The sequence below is a fragment of the Acinetobacter dispersus genome, from assembly GCF_009884975.1.
GTDB lineage: Bacteria > Pseudomonadota > Gammaproteobacteria > Pseudomonadales > Moraxellaceae > Acinetobacter > Acinetobacter dispersus.
This window is the reverse complement of sequence record NZ_CP041970.1, coordinates 2,463,237-2,482,205: the sequence shown is the minus strand read 5'-3', so window position 1 is coordinate 2,482,205 and position 18,969 is coordinate 2,463,237. Positions and strand designations below refer to the sequence as shown.

Sequence of the window (18,969 nt, the reverse complement as noted above, 5' to 3'; positions counted from 1 at the left end):
TTTTCTCTAACAATAATTAAGTGAGAGCAGACATGAATAAGATTCAAACTTTAATGATGATGGCATTTTTTAGTGTTGCATTAAATAGTCAGGCGGAAACCGAAACGGAAATTCAGGGTCAGACTGAAGTTCAAGGTGAAGTTGAGTTAGCACAATCTCAAGAAGTCAGTTTCCCAGAAGTCGATAAAAGCTATCTTAAACTGGTCAAACGCTATGAATATAATGATGTTGCCCGTTTAGATACAGGAATGAATAAGGACCAATTTCGACATATTTTAGGTAACCCTCATTTTAGTGAAGGCGTATTTGGAGTGAAAGTCTGGAACTATGTATTGGACATCCGTGTACCAAATACTCAAGACTATAAACGTTGCCAATTACGTATCGACTATGACAAAAAATATATTGCGGAACGTTTATCTTGGAAAGGCGAAGAATGCCAAGGTTTAATGGCATGGGGCGTAAATAATGTTGTTCCCGCAACTTTACCAGCACCAGCCGCACAGACAGCAACGGTCTTTTTTGCGTTTGATCGCTCGGATACAAATGCGATAGAACAACGTTCCACGAATCTTGCGGATGTTGTCGGATCAATTCAACAATCTCGCAATCCAATTGTTATTTCAGGTTATGCGGACCGACTAGGTAAGTTTGCTTATAATCAGGATTTATCTTCACGTCGGGCGAATACAGTAGCTCAGTTATTGGTACAGCAAGGGGTAGATCCTGCCAGAATTCAATTACAAGTGAGCGGTGGAACGAGTATTTATCAAGAATGTTCTGGTCAGTCTCGAAATGTACAAGTCGTACAATGTTTAGCACCTAATCGCAGGGTAAATATTCAGTGGTAAATTAAGTCAAAGAAAAAGGGATAGGTCTGATTTCACACCTATCCCTTTTTTATGAATATGACTTTAATATATTTACTTTGTTTTTATTTTTTGTGAAATAGCATAAAAAACTTACCTTTGCTGTGTGTGTTTTTAGCCTTAAGTAAAAATATTATTTATGTGAATAATAATTAGAAATTTGAATATTTGAAAATATAATTTTTGTTTATTGTGTTTAATTAAATGTCCTAAATTGGTTTTATTTCAAATATTAAAATAGATTTTTAGGGTTTTACAAAAAAAGTATTCCAATTGTTAACTTTTTGACTGGAACTGTTAAATGGTTCTCTATTTTATTCACTAAATTAAATAGTCCTTTATGAATAAAAAAGGCATTTAAATATGAATAAAATTTATCGTTTAGTTTGGAATAAAAAATTAAATTTATGGACGGTTGTTTCAGAAAATACAAGAGGAGTAACTAAAAATAGGAATGTTGGAGCTATTGCTGCAGTTTCAACAGAAAAACATAAGGGATTAATAGATGAACACAATTTCAATTTATTTAAATTAAATAAGATATCTAACTTTTTAAAAATTATAGGAATCTTAGTATTTGGAAGCCTTGGGATACCACAAGTAAGTTTAGCAGCAACATATACTGGCTCCCAACCATGTAGCGCAGCAGGTGGTACTGGACCAGATGGGGCAACTCATCCGAATGATACGAATCCTGTTAATGGTAGTGGTACTTGGAGTAATGTGATTGGCTGTAATTCTAATGGCAATGGGTATAACGGTGTTCAAGTTGTAGGACCCTTTGCGAGAGCTACAGGCGCAGGAGCTACAACCATGGGATTTGCTTCAGAAGCAACAACGAGAGCATCTGCTTATGGTATGAGAGCACAAGCATCGGGAACTCAATCAACCGCTGTAGGTTCTTGGGCGCAGGCGAGTGGGACAGGTAGTGTTGCTTTGGGATCAGATGGTTTAACAAATAATAGAGCCTCTGGTGCACGTGCATCTGGTAATCAGGCTGTTGCAATAGCAGGACAAGCCAAAGCAACGGGTGATAAATCAATTGCAATTGGGCATGCTTCAAATGCAGAAGGAAGTGGAGATCTAGCTTTAGGTCAAGATGCTTATGCTAAAGGTGTGACAGAGAATGGCACTGTTTATACGGCTACGGCTGTTGGTGCAGCTTCTCGTGCTGATGGTAAAAATACCACTGCAGTGGGGCAAAATAGTAAGGCTACCGCTTTAGGTGCATCTGCCTTTGGGGCACTGTCTGAAGCTACAGCTCAATATGGAAGCGCATTAGGAAATGGCTCAAAAGCAACAGCAGATTTTACCACTGCTATTGGTAATCGAGCTGAAGCGACAGCAATTGGTGCAACAGTCGCTGGTTCAAATTCAACCGCAAAGGGTGAATTGGCGAGTGGTTTTGGTGCTCTGGTTAACGCAGAGGGGGCAAGGTCTACTGCAGTTGGTACGAGTGCTCAAGGTATTGGTGCCTCTTCTGTTGCAGTCGGTGACAATGCACAAGCCAACGCAGATCGCGCACTTGCTTTAGGTGCAAATGCGGTTGCAAATAATGCTGATGATGTTGCATTAGGTGCGGGCAGTACCACCAGTACAGCCACGGGCGCAGGTTATCGGACAGGGACGGCAGCCCCAAATTCAGTTGTTTCAGTCGGAACGGCAGGCAATGAACGCCGAATTCAAAATTTATCTGATGGTGCAGCAGATACAGATGCAGTGAATGTTCGTCAGTTAAAAAATGTTCAAGATGGTGTTGACCAACTGGGTGAAAGTACAGCGGACGCGTTGGGTGGTGGTTCGAGCTACGACCCGAGCACAGGAACTGTGTCTAATCCGACTTATAACGTAAACGGCAAGGACGTAAATAACGTTGGTGCTGCGATTACTGAATTAGACAAAGGTTGGAACCTACAAAGCAACGGTGCAAATACTGGCGCAGTCAAAGCAGGTGACACCGTTGATATTGGTACGGTTACAGGTGAAGAAAATCTGACAGTCACTAAAAACGGAAACACCATTCAATACGGTCTCAATAAAAACCTCAAAGTAGACAGCATAACTGCGGGTGATACGGTACTGAATGACAATGGTGTAAGTATTGCCAATGGTCCAAGTATGACCAAAGACGGTATTGATGCAGGCAATAAAACGATTAGTAATATTGCCGATGGTGTCGATGCTAATGATGCAGTGAACAAAGGTCAATTGGATAAATCCAGCCAAGACTTAACAGATAAAGGCTTTGGCTTAACTGCACAAGATGGCAGTACTGTTCAGAAGAAACTGGGTGAAGCCGTTGAAGTTGTTGGTGCGGATAGCAACATTACTACCAAAGTCCAAGATGGTAAAGTTGCGATTGAACTTGCTAAAGACCTAGATGTGAATAGCATCAAAGCAGGCGATACCGTGATTAATAACGATGGTATGAGCATTGCTAATGGTCCAAGTGTTACTAAGTCAGGGATTAATGCTGCGGGCAACACGATTAGCAATGTTGGTCCGGGTGTTGCAGGTACAGATGCCGTCAACAAAGATCAATTAGATTCAGCAGCGGCAGCAGCGAAAACCATAGTGACCGAAGGTGACAACATTGTTGTGACTGAAAGCAAGAATGCTGATGGCAGTACCAATTATGAAGTTGCCACAGCGAAAGACCTGAAAGTAGACAGCATAACTGCGGGTGATACGGTACTGAATGACAATGGTGTAAGTATTGCCAATGGTCCAAGTATGACCAAAGACGGTATTGATGCAGGCAATAAAACGATTAGTAATATTGCCGATGGTGTCGATGCTAATGATGCAGTGAACAAAGGTCAATTGGATAAATCCAGCCAAGACTTAACAGATAAAGGCTTTGGCTTAACTGCACAAGATGGCAGTACTGTTCAGAAGAAACTGGGTGAAGCCGTTGAAGTTGTTGGTGCGGATAGCAACATTACTACCAAAGTCCAAGATGGTAAAGTTGCGATTGAACTTGCTAAAGACCTAGATGTGAATAGCATCAAAGCAGGCGATACCGTGATTAATAACGATGGTATGAGCATTGCTAATGGTCCAAGTGTTACTAAGTCAGGGATTAATGCTGCGGGCAACACGATTAGCAATGTTGGTCCGGGTGTTGCAGGTACAGATGCCGTCAACAAAGATCAATTAGATTCAGCAGCGGCAGCAGCGAAAACCATAGTGACCGAAGGTGACAACATTGTTGTGACTGAAAGCAAGAATGCTGATGGCAGTACCAATTATGAAGTTGCCACAGCGAAAGACCTGAAAGTAGACAGCGTAACTGCGGGTGATACGGTACTGAATGACAATGGTGTCAGTATTGCCAATGGTCCGAGCATGACTAAAGACGGTATTGATGCAGGTAATAAAACGATTAGTAATGTTGCCGATGGTGTGGCTGATAGTGATGCAGTGAACAAAGGCCAATTGGATAAATCCAGTCAAGACTTAACAGATAAAGGCTTTGGCTTAACTGCGCAAGATGGCAGTACTGTTCAGAAGAAACTCGGTGAAGCAGTTGAGGTTGTTGGCGCAGATAGCAATATCACCACGAAGGTTGAAGATGGCAAGGTGGCGATTGAACTGGCAAAAGAGCTTGATGTGAATAGCGTCAAAGCAGGCGACACCGTGATTAACAATGACGGTATGAGCATTGCCAATGGTCCAAGTATTACTAAGTCAGGCATTGATGCGGCAGGCAACACGATTAGCAATGTCGGTCCGGGTGTTGCAGGTACAGATGCAGTTAACAAGGACCAGTTAGATTCAGCAGCGGCAGCAGCGAAAACCATAGTGACCGAAGGTGACAACATTGTTGTGACTGAAAGCAAGAATGCTGATGGCAGTACCAATTATGAAGTTGCCACAGCGAAAGACTTGAAAGTAGACAGCATAACTGCGGGTGATACGGTACTGAATGACAATGGTGTAAGTATTGCCAATGGTCCGAGCATGACTAAAGATGGTATTGATGCAGGTAATAAAACGATTAGTAATATTGCCGATGGTGTCGATGCTAATGATGCAGTGAACAAAGGCCAATTGGATAAATCCAGTCAAGACTTAACAGATAAAGGCTTTGGCTTAACTGCACAAGATGGCAGTACTGTTCAGAAGAAACTAGGTGAAGCCGTTGAAGTTGTTGGTGCGGATAGCAATATCACCACCAAAGTCCAAGATGGCAAAGTTGCGATTGAGCTAGCAAAAGAGCTTGATGTGAATAGCATCAAAGCGGGCGATACTGTGATTAATAACGATGGTATGAGTATCACAGGTGGTCCAAGTGTGACCAAGTCAGGCATTGATGCGGCAGGTAGCACGATTAGCAATGTCGGTCCGGGTGTAGCAGGCACAGATGCCGTTAACAAAGATCAGTTAGACAGTGCCGCAGCGGCAGCGAAAACGGAAGTTGAAGCTGGTAAGAACATGACCGTTGAAAGTGAAACAGGTGCAGATGGACAAACCATCTACACAGTTGCAACTGCGGATGATGTTGAATTTAACAATGTCAAAGTGGGTGATGTCAGCATTGACGGTAGCACAGGTAAGATCGATGGTCTAAGCGATGGCACAGTAGCTGCAGGTTCTAAAGAAGCAGTGAATGGCGGTCAATTACATAGTGTTGCCGACAGCGTGAAGACTTCAATTGGTGGTGAAACCACATTGAATCCAGATGGAACAGTGACCACCAGCAATGTGGGTAACACAGGTCAAAACAATATCCATGATGCAATTGATTCAGTACGTGGTCAGGCAGCAGCAGCGAAAACAGAAGTCACAGAAGGTAAGAACATTACCGTGACCAAGACCACAGGCAATGATGGCCAAGACATCTACAATGTTGCGACAGCCGATGATGTTGAATTCGACTCAGTTAAAGTGGGTGACGTTACGATTGATGGCACGACAGGCAAGATCAGTGGTGTTGCTGCGGGTGATGTCAATCCAAACTCAACTGATGCCATCAACGGCAGTCAATTGGCGAACAATGCACAAAGTGTTGCTGATGCCTTAGGTGGTGGATCTACGGTTAATCCAGATGGCACGGTTAGCAAGCCGAACTACACTGTAAATGGCGATAGCTTGAACAATGTAGGTGATGCGATCACAGCATTGGATAAAGGCTGGACTTTACAGAGCAATGGTGCAAATGCTGCCGCAGTCAAAGCAGGCGACACGGTTGATATTGGCACAGCGGATGGTGAAGAAAACTTACAAGTAACGAAAGAAGGCAATGACATCAAATACAGCCTGAATCGTGATTTGAAAGTGGATAGTGTCACCGCAGGCGATACGGTGATTAACAACGACGGTATGACGATCACAGGTGGCCCAAGTGTGACCAAGTCAGGGATTGATGTTGCTGGAAATAAAATCAGTAATGTCGCAGCAGGTACAGAAGGAACTGATGCGGTCAATAAAGATCAGTTAGACAATGCGGCAGCAGCAGCGAAAACGGAAGTCACAGAAGGTAAGAACATTACCGTAACCAAGACCACAGGAGATGATGGACAGGATATCTACAATGTTGCAACTGCAGATGATGTTGAATTTAACAATGTCAAAGTGGGTGACGTTACGATTGATGGTACCACTGGAAAAATTAGTGGTGTTGCTGCGGGTGATGTCAATCCAAATTCAACCGATGCAATTAATGGTAGTCAATTACACGCTCAAGGCGAGGGTGTGAAGAACATTATTGGTGGTAATACAACTTATGATCCAGCAACAGGACAATATACAAATCCTGATATTGGCGGCACAGGTAAAGACAACATCAATGATGCCATTAGCGCAGTAGGCGATGCGGCAAAAGCTGCAAAAACCACAGTCAAAGAAGGCGAAAACATTGTTGTGACTGAGTCTAAAAATGCGGATGGCAGTACCAACTATGAAGTCGCTACCGCCAAAGATGTGAAGTTTGATAGTGTCACCGCGACCGATGAGGAGGGGAATGAAACAGTACTGACTGCGACAGGAACTCAAGTCAAAGATGGAGAAGGTAACGAAGCTGAATATGGTGCCAAAGGAATCAGCCTGAAAGATCAAGAAGGCAAAGGAACGCTGATCAATCAAGACGGTATGAGCTTTGTTGATGCGGCAGGTAATAACATCGGACCAAGTATTACAGCAGGTGGTATCAATGCTGGAAATACGGTTATTACTGGTGTAGCGGCAGGCCGAGTTGCAGCAGACTCACAAGATGCGATCAATGGCAGTCAGTTACATGGTGTAGCCGATAGCGTGAAGAACATCATTGGTGGTAATACGACAGTGAATCCTGATGGTACGTTAAGTGGCAGTAATATTGGCGGAACTGGCAAGGACAACATCAATGATGCCATTGGTGCGGTAGGTGATGCTGCGAAAGCCGCGAAGTCTACTGTGAGCAATAAAGATGGCAATATCAGTGTGAATGAAACCATCAAACCCGATGGTAGCAGAGACTATGAGGTTGGTTTAGCTAAAGACATTAAGGTCGACAGTGTTACAGCTGGTGGTACTAAAGTCGATGGAGATGGTTTACACATTGATGGTGGTCCAAGTGTGACCAAAGACGGCATTGATGCAGGTGATAAGAAAGTCACAGGTGTAGCGGATGGAGAGATTGCCAAAGATTCGAAAGATGCTGTGAATGGCGGTCAACTGCATGATGTTGCGGACAGTGTGAAAAACGTTGTAGGCGGCAATACCACAGTGAATCCAGATGGAACGATTAGCACTAGCAACGTTGGAGGAACAGGTCATAACAACATCAATGATGCGATTGCCTCAGTGAAACAAGATGCCCAAGCAGCGAAATCTACGGTAAGCAACAAAGATGGCAACATCAAGGTGAATGAAACCACCAAAGCGGATGGAAGCAAAGACTACGAAGTTGGTTTAGCAGACAAGATCAAAGTGAAGGAGGTCGATGTAGGTCAGGTGAATGTGACAGGAGATAAGGGTTCAACCACAATTACAGGTGGTGGTATCAGTATTACTGGGCCGAAAGGAGAAGCAGGTCCGAGCATGACCACGGATGGCATCAATGCAGGCGGTAAGAAAGTCACGGGTGTAGCAGATGGAACGATTGCCAGTGGGTCGAAAGATGCAATCAATGGTGGGCAGTTACATCAATCCTATCAGGATGTCGGTGCAGCCTTAGGAGGAGGAGCTGGTTATGATCCTGAGAAAGGATGGAAAGGGCCGACTTACAATATTGCAGGTAGTAATTACAACAATGTTGGTGATGCACTGGGGGCTCTGAATCAAGCCGATCAGGCACTCGATAACCGCATCACAAATTTAGGCGATCAAATGCAACAAGCTTTCTATGATACCAATCGTAGAATTGATGATGTAGAGAAAAAAGCCAATGCTGGTGTAGCTGCCGCTATTGCGTTAGAAGCAGCACCTTTTGTCGCAGGTAAATATACCTATGCGGTTGGTGCTGCTTATCATGGTGGAGAAAATGCATTTGGTGCGACGCTACGTAAGACCGCAGATAACGGACGCTGGTCATTGACTGGTGGTGTTGCAGCAGCGTCACAAGGTGATCCAAGTTTCCGTCTTGGCTTGAGTGGCGTAATTGATTAATTACTCATTTTGAGTTCACGGGGGGATCATTAAGTTCCCCCTAGTTTTCAATCATAATTAAGAGAGAATAATGATATGAATAAAATCATGACGTTAATCGTAATTTTCTGTGTAGGCAGTATTTCCCAGAATCAGGTGATTGCTGCGACAGAACAGTCCAAAAAAGTTGTGTTTCCAGAGTCGAGCGAAAGTGATTTGAACGTGGTGAAACGCTATGAATACAGCAATATAGCTCGTCTCGATACTGGGCTAAATAAAGACCAGATACGGCATATTCTAGGCAATCCACATTTTAATGAAGGCTTAATCGGAGTCAAAACATGGAATTATGTACTGGATGTGCGCGTACCCAACACACAGAAGTATAAGCGTTGTCAGTTACGTATTGATTTTAATAAGGAATATCTAGTCGAAAGCCTCGCTTGGAAAGGTGATACGTGTCAAATAAGTGGTGTTTAGCCAAGAGGCAATCTGCATGAGTCATGTCTGACAGGTTTTTCACGGTAATTGAGCAGATGAGGCAAATATTTAACTTTTCTGTTTAATTTTCCTAAAATGATTATTTAAAAGATATAATATGTTAAAAAAATAATGCCGAAGTTTGTTAATCTCTAAAGAGTTGACACATGAGATGGATAATATGTTTCATACTTTTTCACATTGTGAAAAAAATATAAAACTGCATATTATTGAAGTCGGAAATAAAGATCTAAAACATGCGGTTATCTTTTTTCTTTTTGATGTTGATAAGTTTCTTTCCCTTATTGATCGTTTATCTTTAGATTATTTTAGAATTATTCTTGTTTATAAGTGTGAGGTCGTTAATCAGGATTTTTTACTTAATGATTTTTTTCACGGTATGAAATATTTGATTGATAGCCTTGATATTGAAGATAAATATTGCATACTCGAATCGACATTAGATAATGTTTATAAGGATTCTTTATATTCGAGTGACTTGTTTAATTCTATTACAGTTTGCAAGAAGTTTGATGAGATCTATTTAGAAGCTTTTTTGGCATCATATATACATAGGAGCAAAGGTGGAATAGATTTTATTGAAAAAGTAAACATTCAAATTAATAATATTTTATCTGAGGGAGAACCATATTTAATCAAAGTTGCAAAGAAAATGCGACTAACACCTCGAGTTTTATCTAAAAAAATAAGAAATGAAGGCAAAGAATTTAAGCTTTTGGTAAAACAAAAGCGACATGAAAAAGCACTGACTTTATTGAAAAATGAAGATGTTAAGCTATCTGACATTGCATATACATTGGGGTATACAGAACATAGTGCATTTACACGTGCATTTAAAAGTTGGGCAGGATGTTCCCCTTGTCAGTTTAGGAAACATTTAAAATAATTCAATGGAGGTATAAAGTTTTGGATATTAGGGACTTAAAAACTTTCATATACGTGGTTGATCATCAGTCCATAACTATTGCTTCCGAAAAATTGGGTGTTAATCAATCTACTGTCACGAAAAGAATTGGCCATATGGAAGGTGCTGTTAAAGGTGTGTTATTTAATCGAAAGACACGACCTTTACAATTAACAAGTTTAGGAAAGAAAGTTTATTTGAAAAGTTGTTTTATATTGAGGCAACTTGAATCACTTAAAAACTTTCATATCGAGAACGGTGAGATTGTTAAAAAGAATATTAAAATCGGAATTGCTCAAACATTTATTGATGATATCTTGGATTATGTAATTTATGAGTCTCAAAAACTTAATCCATATTATGAAATCGACATTTATAGTGGATGGGGCTGTAGCTTGGTGAAGCAAGTCTATGAAGGTGAAATAGATTTAGCTGCCCTGATGATCCCATCTAATATTGGTTTGAAAACTAATATCGCATTCTTCGAAGTCGGTCAGCTTCCTTTCGTGGTTCTTGCAAAGAAAGGAGAGGCTCGCAAATATCAAAGTTTGGAAATGTGTAGCAAAAGAGGGTGGGTGCTTCATCCTGATGGTTGCTGTTTTAGAGAAAGTCTGGCTAAAACGCTATATGAAAGAAAGCTGGGTTTTAATATCAATAAAGAAATTTTTGGCGTAGATATTCAACTACAAAGTATTTTGGATGGTGAGGGGTTGGGGTTGTACCCAAGATCTTTCTTTGATCAGTCTATCTTGGAAAAAAAAGGATTAGAAATTGTTGAGTTGAAAGACTTTTCACTATATTTGCAAGTGGGCGTTGCGAAGGCTCAACATGTAAGTATGGATGAAGCAAATGCTTTTATTGAGGTTGTAAAAAATCATTATTTTAATCCTTCAACATAACCATGTTTTTTTGTTTTTATTTCTCTATTTTTTATTGAGTAAAATTATTCGAATAATAATTAAAAGCCCAAATTGGAATAAGGGCTTTTAATGAGATGATTTTGTATGGCTATAATTTCAATTGTAGCCAGTGGTTTTGGCGATCTACATTTCTTTTTGATATTCAGTAATGACTTCCAGCGCAGCTCTAAAGGCTTCTTGTGTTGTAGGTGCGCCACAATAAGGAAGGCTGTGAAGCAAAACCTCTTGGATTTCCTCAACACTCGCACCATTATTTAATGCACCACGGACATGGCCTTTCAGCTCTGTTGGGCTTTTTTGGGCAGTTAAAAATGCAATGGTAATAAGAGAACGATATTTGCGTGGCAATACGCCTTCACGTTGCCAAGTTGAACCCCAAGCATGTTCATTGATCCAGTCTTGTAAGGGCTGAGTAAAGGGCACGGTATTGTCTTGAGCACGTTTTACAAAAGATTCTCCCATCACTTCTGTACGAACTTTTAATCCATTTTCATAATCTTGTTGTGACATATTTTTACTCTTCTAGCTGTGGAAAAAGATTGGGGTTGTCCGTCGACATCTGTTCATCCTAACTCAACCATTGTGTGAGCTAAAGTCATAGAGACTGACTGTGATGTTCTCAATTTCACAAAGGCAGTGATTCAGGTTTTATTCCCCTAAGATGACATACCTCGATGAATCTGAACATGCGACTCTAGAACTAAGTGAGCGCTAATTTGTGGATAACTTAAGACATATCAACAATCGAAAATATATTTTAGAAATCTGCTACAATTGCGCCAATTTTAAATTCTTTCGCACGCCATCTGTTCTTGCCATCGTTTGCAGATACACATGGGTGCACAAATTGTAGATTTTTAGCATGTTTAAAGATGAATTAGCGGCACAGGTTGCCCAACGACGCACATTTGCGATCATTTCCCACCCCGATGCGGGTAAGACCACCATGACAGAAAAACTGTTGTTATGGGGTAAGGCGATTCAAGTTGCTGGTATGGTAAAAAGCCGTAAGTCTGACCGCTCTGCAACGTCTGACTGGATGGAAATGGAAAAAGAACGTGGTATCTCGATTACCACGTCGGTGATGCAGTTCCCTTATAAAAAGCACACCATTAACTTACTCGATACACCGGGACATGAAGACTTCTCGGAAGATACCTACCGTACATTAACCGCAGTTGACTCAGCTTTAATGGTGATCGATGGTGCAAAAGGTGTCGAAGAACGTACCATTAAATTGATGGAAGTGTGTCGTATGCGCGACACACCAATCATTTCATTTGTGAACAAAATGGACCGTGAAATTCGCGAGCCTTTAGAGTTGCTCGATGAAATTGAAAATGTCCTGAATATTCGCTGTGTGCCAATCACATGGCCTTTAGGTATGGGGCGTGACTTTGCAGGTGTTTATAACTTGCTTGAAAACAAACTGTATGTCTATAAAGCAGGGTTTGGCTCAACGATTACCGATATTGATGTTCGTGATGGTTATGATCATCCGGATATCCGTGAAAAAGTGGGTGAGTTGGCATGGGCTTCTTTTGAAGAATCCCTTGAGCTGGTGCAAATGGCAAATGAACCATTAGACCGTGAATTATTCTTACAAGGTAAACAAACCCCTGTTCTTTTCGGTACAGCATTGGGTAACTTTGCGGTTGACCATGTCTTGGATACCTTTATCAATTGGGCGCCAGAACCAAAGGCACATCCAACACAAGAACGTATTGTGGATGCCAATGAAGAAGGTTTCACAGGCTTCGTGTTTAAAATCCAAGCCAACATGGACCCGAAACACCGTGACCGTATTGCCTTTATGCGTATTTGCTCGGGTAAATATGAAAAAGGCTTGAAAATGAATCATGTGCGTATTGGTAAAGATGTACGTATCAGTGATGCATTGACTTTCCTTGCAGGTGAGCGTGAACACCTCGAAGAAGCTTGGCCGGGCGATATCATTGGTTTGCATAACCACGGTACTATTCAGATTGGTGATACCTTTACCAGCGGTGAAAATCTTCATTTCACAGGGATTCCACACTTCGCACCTGAAATGTTCCGTCGTGTTCGCTTAAAAGATCCGTTGAAATCGAAGCAGCTGCAAAAAGGTCTGAAAGAGTTATCTGAAGAGGGTGCAACTCAGGTTTTCATGCCACAAATCAGTAATGATCTGATTGTCGGTGCTGTCGGTGTGTTACAGTTTGATGTGGTCGCTTACCGCTTAAAAGAAGAATATAAAGTGGACTGTATTTATGAGCCTGTCAGTGTGCATACGGTTCGTTGGGTGCATTGTGATGACGAAAAGATACTGAATGAGTTTAAGAAAAAAGCACATGATCAACTTTCAGTTGATGGCGGTGGCCACTTAACTTATCTTGCACCAAGCCGCGTAAACTTACAGCTGATGCAAGAGCGTTGGCCAGACATTCAGTTCCGTAACACACGAGAACACTAGAATCTCCCTAGATCCCTCTTTATAAAAGAGGGACTTTTTCACGAGTCTATAACTATTTAGATTCGTGATGCTCCTCCCTTTTATAAAGGGAGGTTGGGAGGGATTAAAATAAAGGATGATGTGATGAACACTTTAAAACCACTTTTTGCTGTCAGTGTATTGATTGGAATGATGGCTTTAACCGCATGTGATCATCCTAAGAAAAATGAGACGGATGCCGCTAAAAGTAAAGAACAAGTCGCTGTGTCTGCCGAAAAAGCCGAAGTTCTCCCTTATTTAAATATGAAAGAAGCCAAGGCAGATTATGCTTTGCCATTTTGTGAAAAGAAAAATTGTATTGATGTCGATATTCAAACCATTAAAACCCAAGATGATTGGCTGAATGCATGGATTGCGAAAAATCAGGCCAACGTGATTCAACAACAGATTGAGTTGAATAAAAATTTAACCTTGCAACAGGCAATTAATGCCTATGTGAAAAAGTCGGATGAATGGCAGGATAAATATTCTAAGAATAAAGCTTATGAACTGCATTTAAATACCCGAATTGCCTCGCAGCGTAACCAATATGTGTTGCTACAAGTTGGGGTAAATGCACAACAAGAAGATATTGCGGTTAAAGATCGTTTCTATTTCTTTGTTGCAGATCGCAAGCTACAAAAGAGCCTCAGTGTGTTGGATGTGATCCAGAAAAAACAGCAAAATGCATTAAACGATATTGTTCAGGCGCATTATCAACAGTGGATTGCAAAACAATCAGCAGAAGTGAAAAAGCAGGTGCCGAAAAAATTATATTGGGGGCAGGCAGATTGGTTCTTTGATGGTGAGGGCATTGGATTACATTATCGTGCCAATGAAATTAGTAAGGATGCACCACAGTTAGATATTTATTTAACCACTGAACAAAGTAAACAGATGCTACAAGCTGAAATTTACCAGCAAATGTTCTAATCAGGTTGAGTACAAGATTCTTGAGATTCGTATAGAAATTGCATGCACTGCTAGCGGTTTTGTATGAAGTTCGATAGCATTTAAAAATCTTGTGTAATAACAATGCTGATAGGTTTTAAATGAAAACAATTGCTAAATACAGCGTGCTTGCTTGTGCAATTCTACTTGCTGCTTGCCAGCCGAAATCAGAACCTAAAGAATCACAGGATAAACCGACAGATCCACCAGCGGCACAGCAAACTGCCGAGCCGATTTTGCGTGGTGAAACCGTGAAGCTACAGGTGACTTTACCTGAGTGTAAAGGTAATACCTGCCCAGATTTTACCGTTGAACGATTAGAAAGTAATTTCCCATTCATTGACCAGTTACTGGATCAGCAGATTCTCGATCAGCTGAGTAAAATGCTTGATGTGGTTGATGCCGATGCTTCAGCAGCATCTACAGCAAAAACGACTGAGCAAAAAACAGGTCTAGATGCTCAGGCACAGGCCTATGCCAACGCCTTTGTTAAAATAGATGATGAGTTAAAAGCACTGAGTAGTAGTCATCAGATCAGTTTGATGGTTAAGCCAAAGATTTTACAACCGAAAGGCAAGCTGGCAACTGTAGTGTTGAATAGCAGCAGTTATTTAGGTGGAGCACATGGTTCAACCTCTCAACGTTACTATAACTTTGATTTAGCGAATCAAAAACAGATTCAATTGCATGACCTATTATTGCCGAAGCAAAAAGCAACTTTAGACAAACTGGCGCATGAAGCATTTAAAGCGTGGATTGTCGATTCAAAACTCGCAACTGATCCGAAAGAATATGAACAGGCTTGGCCATTCCAAGTCACCGATAATTTCTTATTAGGTGAACAGGGTTTAATTCTGCAATATGGCGAATATGACATTGGTCCTTATGTCGTAGGTTTACCGCGTTTAGTGATTCCATTTAGTGAATTGCAGGGTGTTTTAAAACCTGAATATTTACCAAAAATTGATCAGCCAGCAGCGTCTACGCCTGCTGCAAGTACACCAAGTCAAAGTTAATGCAACTGTTCGATACCCATACCCATTTTGATGTTGCCGATTTTGATCATGATCGGCAACATTTGGCTGAGCAAGCAAAACGGGTTGGGGTCGATGCTTTGGTGTTAATCGGTTTTGTTGAGTCTAGATTTGATGAGCTGATCCATACCCATCAACAATTACACGCTTGGGATAAGGTGCCGACTTCTTATCTGGCACCTGGCTTGCATCCTTTTTATATTGAACAACATCAGCCAGAACATTTACAGCGGCTTGAGCAAGTCTTACAACAACATGACTGTGTGGCTGTAGGTGAAATTGGTTTAGATACTTTTTTAAAACAACATAAACAGCCTGAACTGTTTGCCAAGCAACAACATTATTTTATTGAGCAATTGGCATTGGCAACACAGTATCAAAAGCCTGTGTTATTACATATCCGTAAGGCGCATGCAGAAACCATTGCCATTTTAAAAACACAAAAATTCAAATTAGGTGGCATTGCCCATGCTTTTAGTGGTGGAATCGAAGAAGCCAAAGCCTTGGTTAAACTGGGTTTTAAAATTGGGGTGACAGGACAAATCACCAATCCGAATGCTAAAAAACTGCATCAAGTGGTGCAGGCGATTGGCAGTGAAAATTTGGTGATTGAAACAGATTGTCCAGATATGACGCCGTTGTGTTGCCAAACTTCGACCGAGCATCGCACCCGTAATACCCCAGTCAATTTACCTTATGTTCTAGAAAGTTTGGCTCAGACCCTTGACCAGCCTAAGTTGCAGCTGGCTGCACAAGTATGGCAAAACTCATTGGGTGCGTTGCGACTTAAATTTTAAGAGAATAAGCAAATAATCTCGTTAAAAATAAGATACTAAAAGGGAACACATGCTTTTCTAAACAGGGGTACATTAAAAGAACAATTTGATAATAAACAAATCAGCCAATACTGGGAGGGTAACCTTATGGCCAGATATAGCAAAATCAATAGTTTCAATGCATTACAAACACTCACCGTCGGTTCGACATCCTATCAAATCTATAGTTTAGCGCGAGCAGCTGAAACACTTGGCAATATTGATAAATTGCCAAAGTCTTTAAAGGTTTTGCTAGAAAATTTACTCCGTTTCGAAGATCAAAAAAGTGTAAAAGTGGAGCATATTCAGGCCTTGGTTGATTGGCAGAAAACCAAAAGTTCTGATCAGGAAATTCAGTATCGCCCTGCACGTGTGTTAATGCAGGATTTCACGGGTGTTCCTGCAGTGGTCGATCTGGCTGCGATGCGTGCCGCAATGTCTCAAGCAGGCGGTGATCCTAACCTGATCAATCCTTTGTCACCCGTTGATCTGGTCATTGACCATTCGGTGATGGTTGATCATTTTGCTGATGAAAATGCCTTTGCCGAGAATGTTGAAATTGAAATGCAACGCAATGGTGAGCGTTATCAATTCCTGCGTTGGGGACAATCTGCATTTAATAATTTTAGTGTGGTGCCACCTGGTACAGGGATTTGCCACCAAGTCAATTTAGAATACTTAGCGCAAGCGGTCTGGTTAGGTGATGATGAAGGTCAGGTTTTTGCCTTTCCAGATACCTTGGTGGGTACAGATTCACATACCACCATGATCAATGGATTGGGTGTTCTCGGTTGGGGTGTGGGTGGGATTGAAGCCGAAGCAGCCATGCTCGGGCAGCCTGTATCCATGTTGATTCCAGAAGTGATTGGATTCAAGCTCACAGGCAAGTTGAATGAAGGGATTACTGCAACCGATTTAGTTCTGACCATTACCCAGATGCTGCGTCAAAAAGGTGTAGTGGGTAAATTTGTTGAATTTTATGGCGATGGTTTGGCTGATTTACCATTGGCTGATCGTGCGACCATTGCCAATATGGCACCTGAATATGGGGCAACCTGTGGTTTCTTCCCGATTGATGATGTGACATTGGGGTATTTAGCCCTAACTGGCCGCAAACAAGAACGTATAGATTTAGTCGAAGCCTATAGTAAACAACAAGGCTTGTGGCGTCATGCAGGCGATGAACCTGTATTTACCGATACCTTGAGTCTGGATATGAGTACCGTACAAGCCAGTCTGGCTGGGCCAAAACGTCCACAAGATCGGGTTTTGTTGGCTGATGTACCAAAAACATTTAATGCATTGATGGAGCTGAATTTAAAACCTGCGAAAGAAGCCAAAGAACGTTTAGAGAATGAAGGCGGCGGAGGTACGGCTGTTGAAGCCAAGAAAGCGAATTTAGCACATGAAGAACCTGCTTGTACCATTGATGGAAAATCGTATCCATTGAAGGATGGTGATGTGGTGATTTCAGCAATCACTTCATGTACCAACACATCCAATCCAAGTGTGATGTTAGCTGCGGGACTATTGGCTAAAAAAGCAATTGAAAAAGGTCTGCAACGCAAACCATGGGTGAAAAGCTCGCTGGCTCCAGGTTCTAAAGTGGTCACTGATTATTTAGCGGCTGCAGGTGTAACACCATACTTGGATGAGTTGGGTTATAACTTGGTTGGTTATGGTTGTACCACCTGTATCGGTAACTCTGGGCCTTTACCTGAACCGATTGAAGAAGCAATTCAGTGCCATGATTTAAATGTTGCTTCGGTGCTTTCAGGTAACCGTAACTTTGAGGGACGCGTTCATCCATTGGTAAAAACCAACTGGTTGGCGTCTCCACCTTTGGTCGTGGCTTATGGTTTAGCGGGGAATATCCGTACTGATTTAACCACGCAACCAATTGGACAAGGCAAAGATGGTCAAGATGTTTATTTGAAAGACATTTGGCCAAGTCAGTTTGAAATTGATCAAGTACTGCAAAAAGTGAATACCGACATGTTCCATAAAGAATATGCAGCAGTATTTGATGGTGATGCAACTTGGCAGGCGATTCAGATTCCACAAAGCCAAACTTATGCGTGGCAAGATAATTCGACTTATATTCGCCATCCACCATTTTTTGAAGAAATTAATCAACCACCCAAAGCCATTCGCAATATTGAACAAGCACGCATCTTGGCGGTATTGGGTGATTCAGTCACCACCGATCATATCTCTCCAGCAGGGAATATCAAGAAAGACAGCCCAGCAGGACGCTATTTACAGCAGCAGGGGGTTGAGCCAAAAGATTTCAACTCCTACGGCTCTCGACGTGGTAATCATGAAGTGATGATGCGCGGAACTTTTGCCAATATCCGAATCAAGAATGAAATGCTGGGTGGTGAAGAAGGTGGTAATACCATCTTTATTCCAACAGGTGAAAAGCAGGCCATCTATGATGCATCTATGCTGTACCAGCAACAGAAAACACCGTTGGTGATTATTGCAGGTAAGGAATATGGAACGGGTTCGTCACGAGACTGGGCCGCAAAAGGGACCAATCTCTTAGGGGTTAAGGCGGTTATTGCTGAAAGTTTCGAACGGATTCACCGCTCTAATTTGGTCGGCATGGGCGTATTGCCATTACAGTTTGTGGATGGGCAAACACGTCAATCCTTGAACCTCACTGGTCGGGAAGTACTGTTGATTCATGGATTATCTGATGATATCCAACCACATCAAACTTTGGATATTCAGGTACAACGAGAAGATGGCAGTCAAGACCAGTTCAAAGTGTTATGCCGTATTGATACATTGAATGAGGTAGAATACTTTAAAGCAGGTGGTATCTTGCATTATGTATTACGCAATCTGATTGCTGCATAACGAAACACACTCTTAAATCAAAGATGAAAGCTGGTCTTTCATCTTTTTTTGTTTGAATTTTAAACATTCAG

10 protein-coding genes and 2 pseudogenes are annotated in these 18,969 nt (G+C 41.6%); 11 read left to right on the top strand and 1 reads right to left on the bottom strand.

Annotated features, from left to right (window positions below; genetic code table 11):
• Positions 1-32 precede the first annotated feature (32 nt).
• The 6 genes and pseudogenes from tpgA to FPL17_RS11275 all read left to right on the top strand — a co-directional run bounded on the left by tpgA (position 33) and on the right by FPL17_RS11275 (position 10,742).
• Positions 33-851, top strand: a complete 819-nt coding sequence (gene tpgA / locus FPL17_RS11295; protein ID WP_005184877.1) for a trimeric autotransporter adhesin/peptidogylcan-associated protein TpgA — start codon at positions 33-35, stop codon at positions 849-851.
• Positions 852-1,232: 381 nt separating this feature from the next.
• A pseudogene (locus tag FPL17_RS19130) lies at positions 1,233-4,310 on the top strand (ESPR-type extended signal peptide-containing protein); the annotation flags it as partial.
• A gap of 189 nt (positions 4,311-4,499) precedes the next feature.
• A pseudogene (locus FPL17_RS19125) lies at positions 4,500-8,459 on the top strand (hypothetical protein); the annotation flags it as partial.
• A 75-nt stretch (positions 8,460-8,534) separates the two neighbouring features.
• A complete protein-coding gene (locus FPL17_RS11285) occupies positions 8,535-8,918 on the top strand; it encodes an outer membrane protein assembly factor BamE (protein ID WP_159885125.1) in 384 nt (127 codons plus the stop codon).
• A 181-nt stretch (positions 8,919-9,099) separates the two neighbouring features.
• The gene (locus tag FPL17_RS11280) at positions 9,100-9,825 is read left to right on the top strand and encodes a helix-turn-helix domain-containing protein (protein WP_159886846.1); all 726 of its coding nucleotides are present in this window, start codon (positions 9,100-9,102) and stop codon (positions 9,823-9,825) included.
• A gap of 20 nt (positions 9,826-9,845) precedes the next feature.
• The gene (locus FPL17_RS11275) at positions 9,846-10,742 is read left to right on the top strand and encodes a LysR family transcriptional regulator (RefSeq protein ID WP_159885123.1); all 897 of its coding nucleotides are present in this window, start codon (positions 9,846-9,848) and stop codon (positions 10,740-10,742) included.
• 144 nt (positions 10,743-10,886) lie between these two features.
• Here the strand turns inward: FPL17_RS11275 and FPL17_RS11270 are convergent, their stop codons facing one another.
• Positions 10,887-11,273: a carboxymuconolactone decarboxylase family protein gene (locus FPL17_RS11270; protein ID WP_159885121.1), complete on the bottom strand. Its 387-nt coding sequence runs from the start codon at positions 11,271-11,273 to the stop codon at positions 10,887-10,889.
• A gap of 352 nt (positions 11,274-11,625) precedes the next feature.
• Here FPL17_RS11270 and FPL17_RS11265 point away from each other — a divergent pair, with 352 nt between their 5' ends.
• From FPL17_RS11265 to acnA, 5 genes are all read left to right on the top strand, one after another.
• A complete protein-coding gene (locus FPL17_RS11265; protein WP_005184862.1) occupies positions 11,626-13,215 on the top strand; it encodes a peptide chain release factor 3 in 1,590 nt (529 codons plus the stop codon).
• Positions 13,216-13,338: 123 nt separating this feature from the next.
• Positions 13,339-14,166, top strand: a complete 828-nt coding sequence (locus tag FPL17_RS11260; RefSeq protein ID WP_159885119.1) for a hypothetical protein — start codon at positions 13,339-13,341, stop codon at positions 14,164-14,166.
• A gap of 119 nt (positions 14,167-14,285) precedes the next feature.
• On the top strand, positions 14,286-15,200 hold the full coding sequence (locus FPL17_RS11255) for an RsiV family protein (protein WP_159885117.1): 915 nt from the start codon (positions 14,286-14,288) through the stop codon (positions 15,198-15,200).
• Positions 15,200-16,015 carry a TatD family hydrolase gene (locus FPL17_RS11250; RefSeq protein ID WP_159885115.1) on the top strand — a complete coding sequence of 272 codons (816 nt, stop codon included), beginning with the start codon at positions 15,200-15,202 and terminating at the stop codon, positions 16,013-16,015. The genes FPL17_RS11255 and FPL17_RS11250 overlap by 1 nt, the downstream gene beginning before the upstream one ends.
• Positions 16,016-16,141: 126 nt before the next feature.
• Positions 16,142-18,898: an aconitate hydratase AcnA gene (gene acnA, locus FPL17_RS11245; protein ID WP_159885113.1), complete on the top strand. Its 2,757-nt coding sequence runs from the start codon at positions 16,142-16,144 to the stop codon at positions 18,896-18,898.
• Positions 18,899-18,969 lie beyond the last annotated feature (71 nt).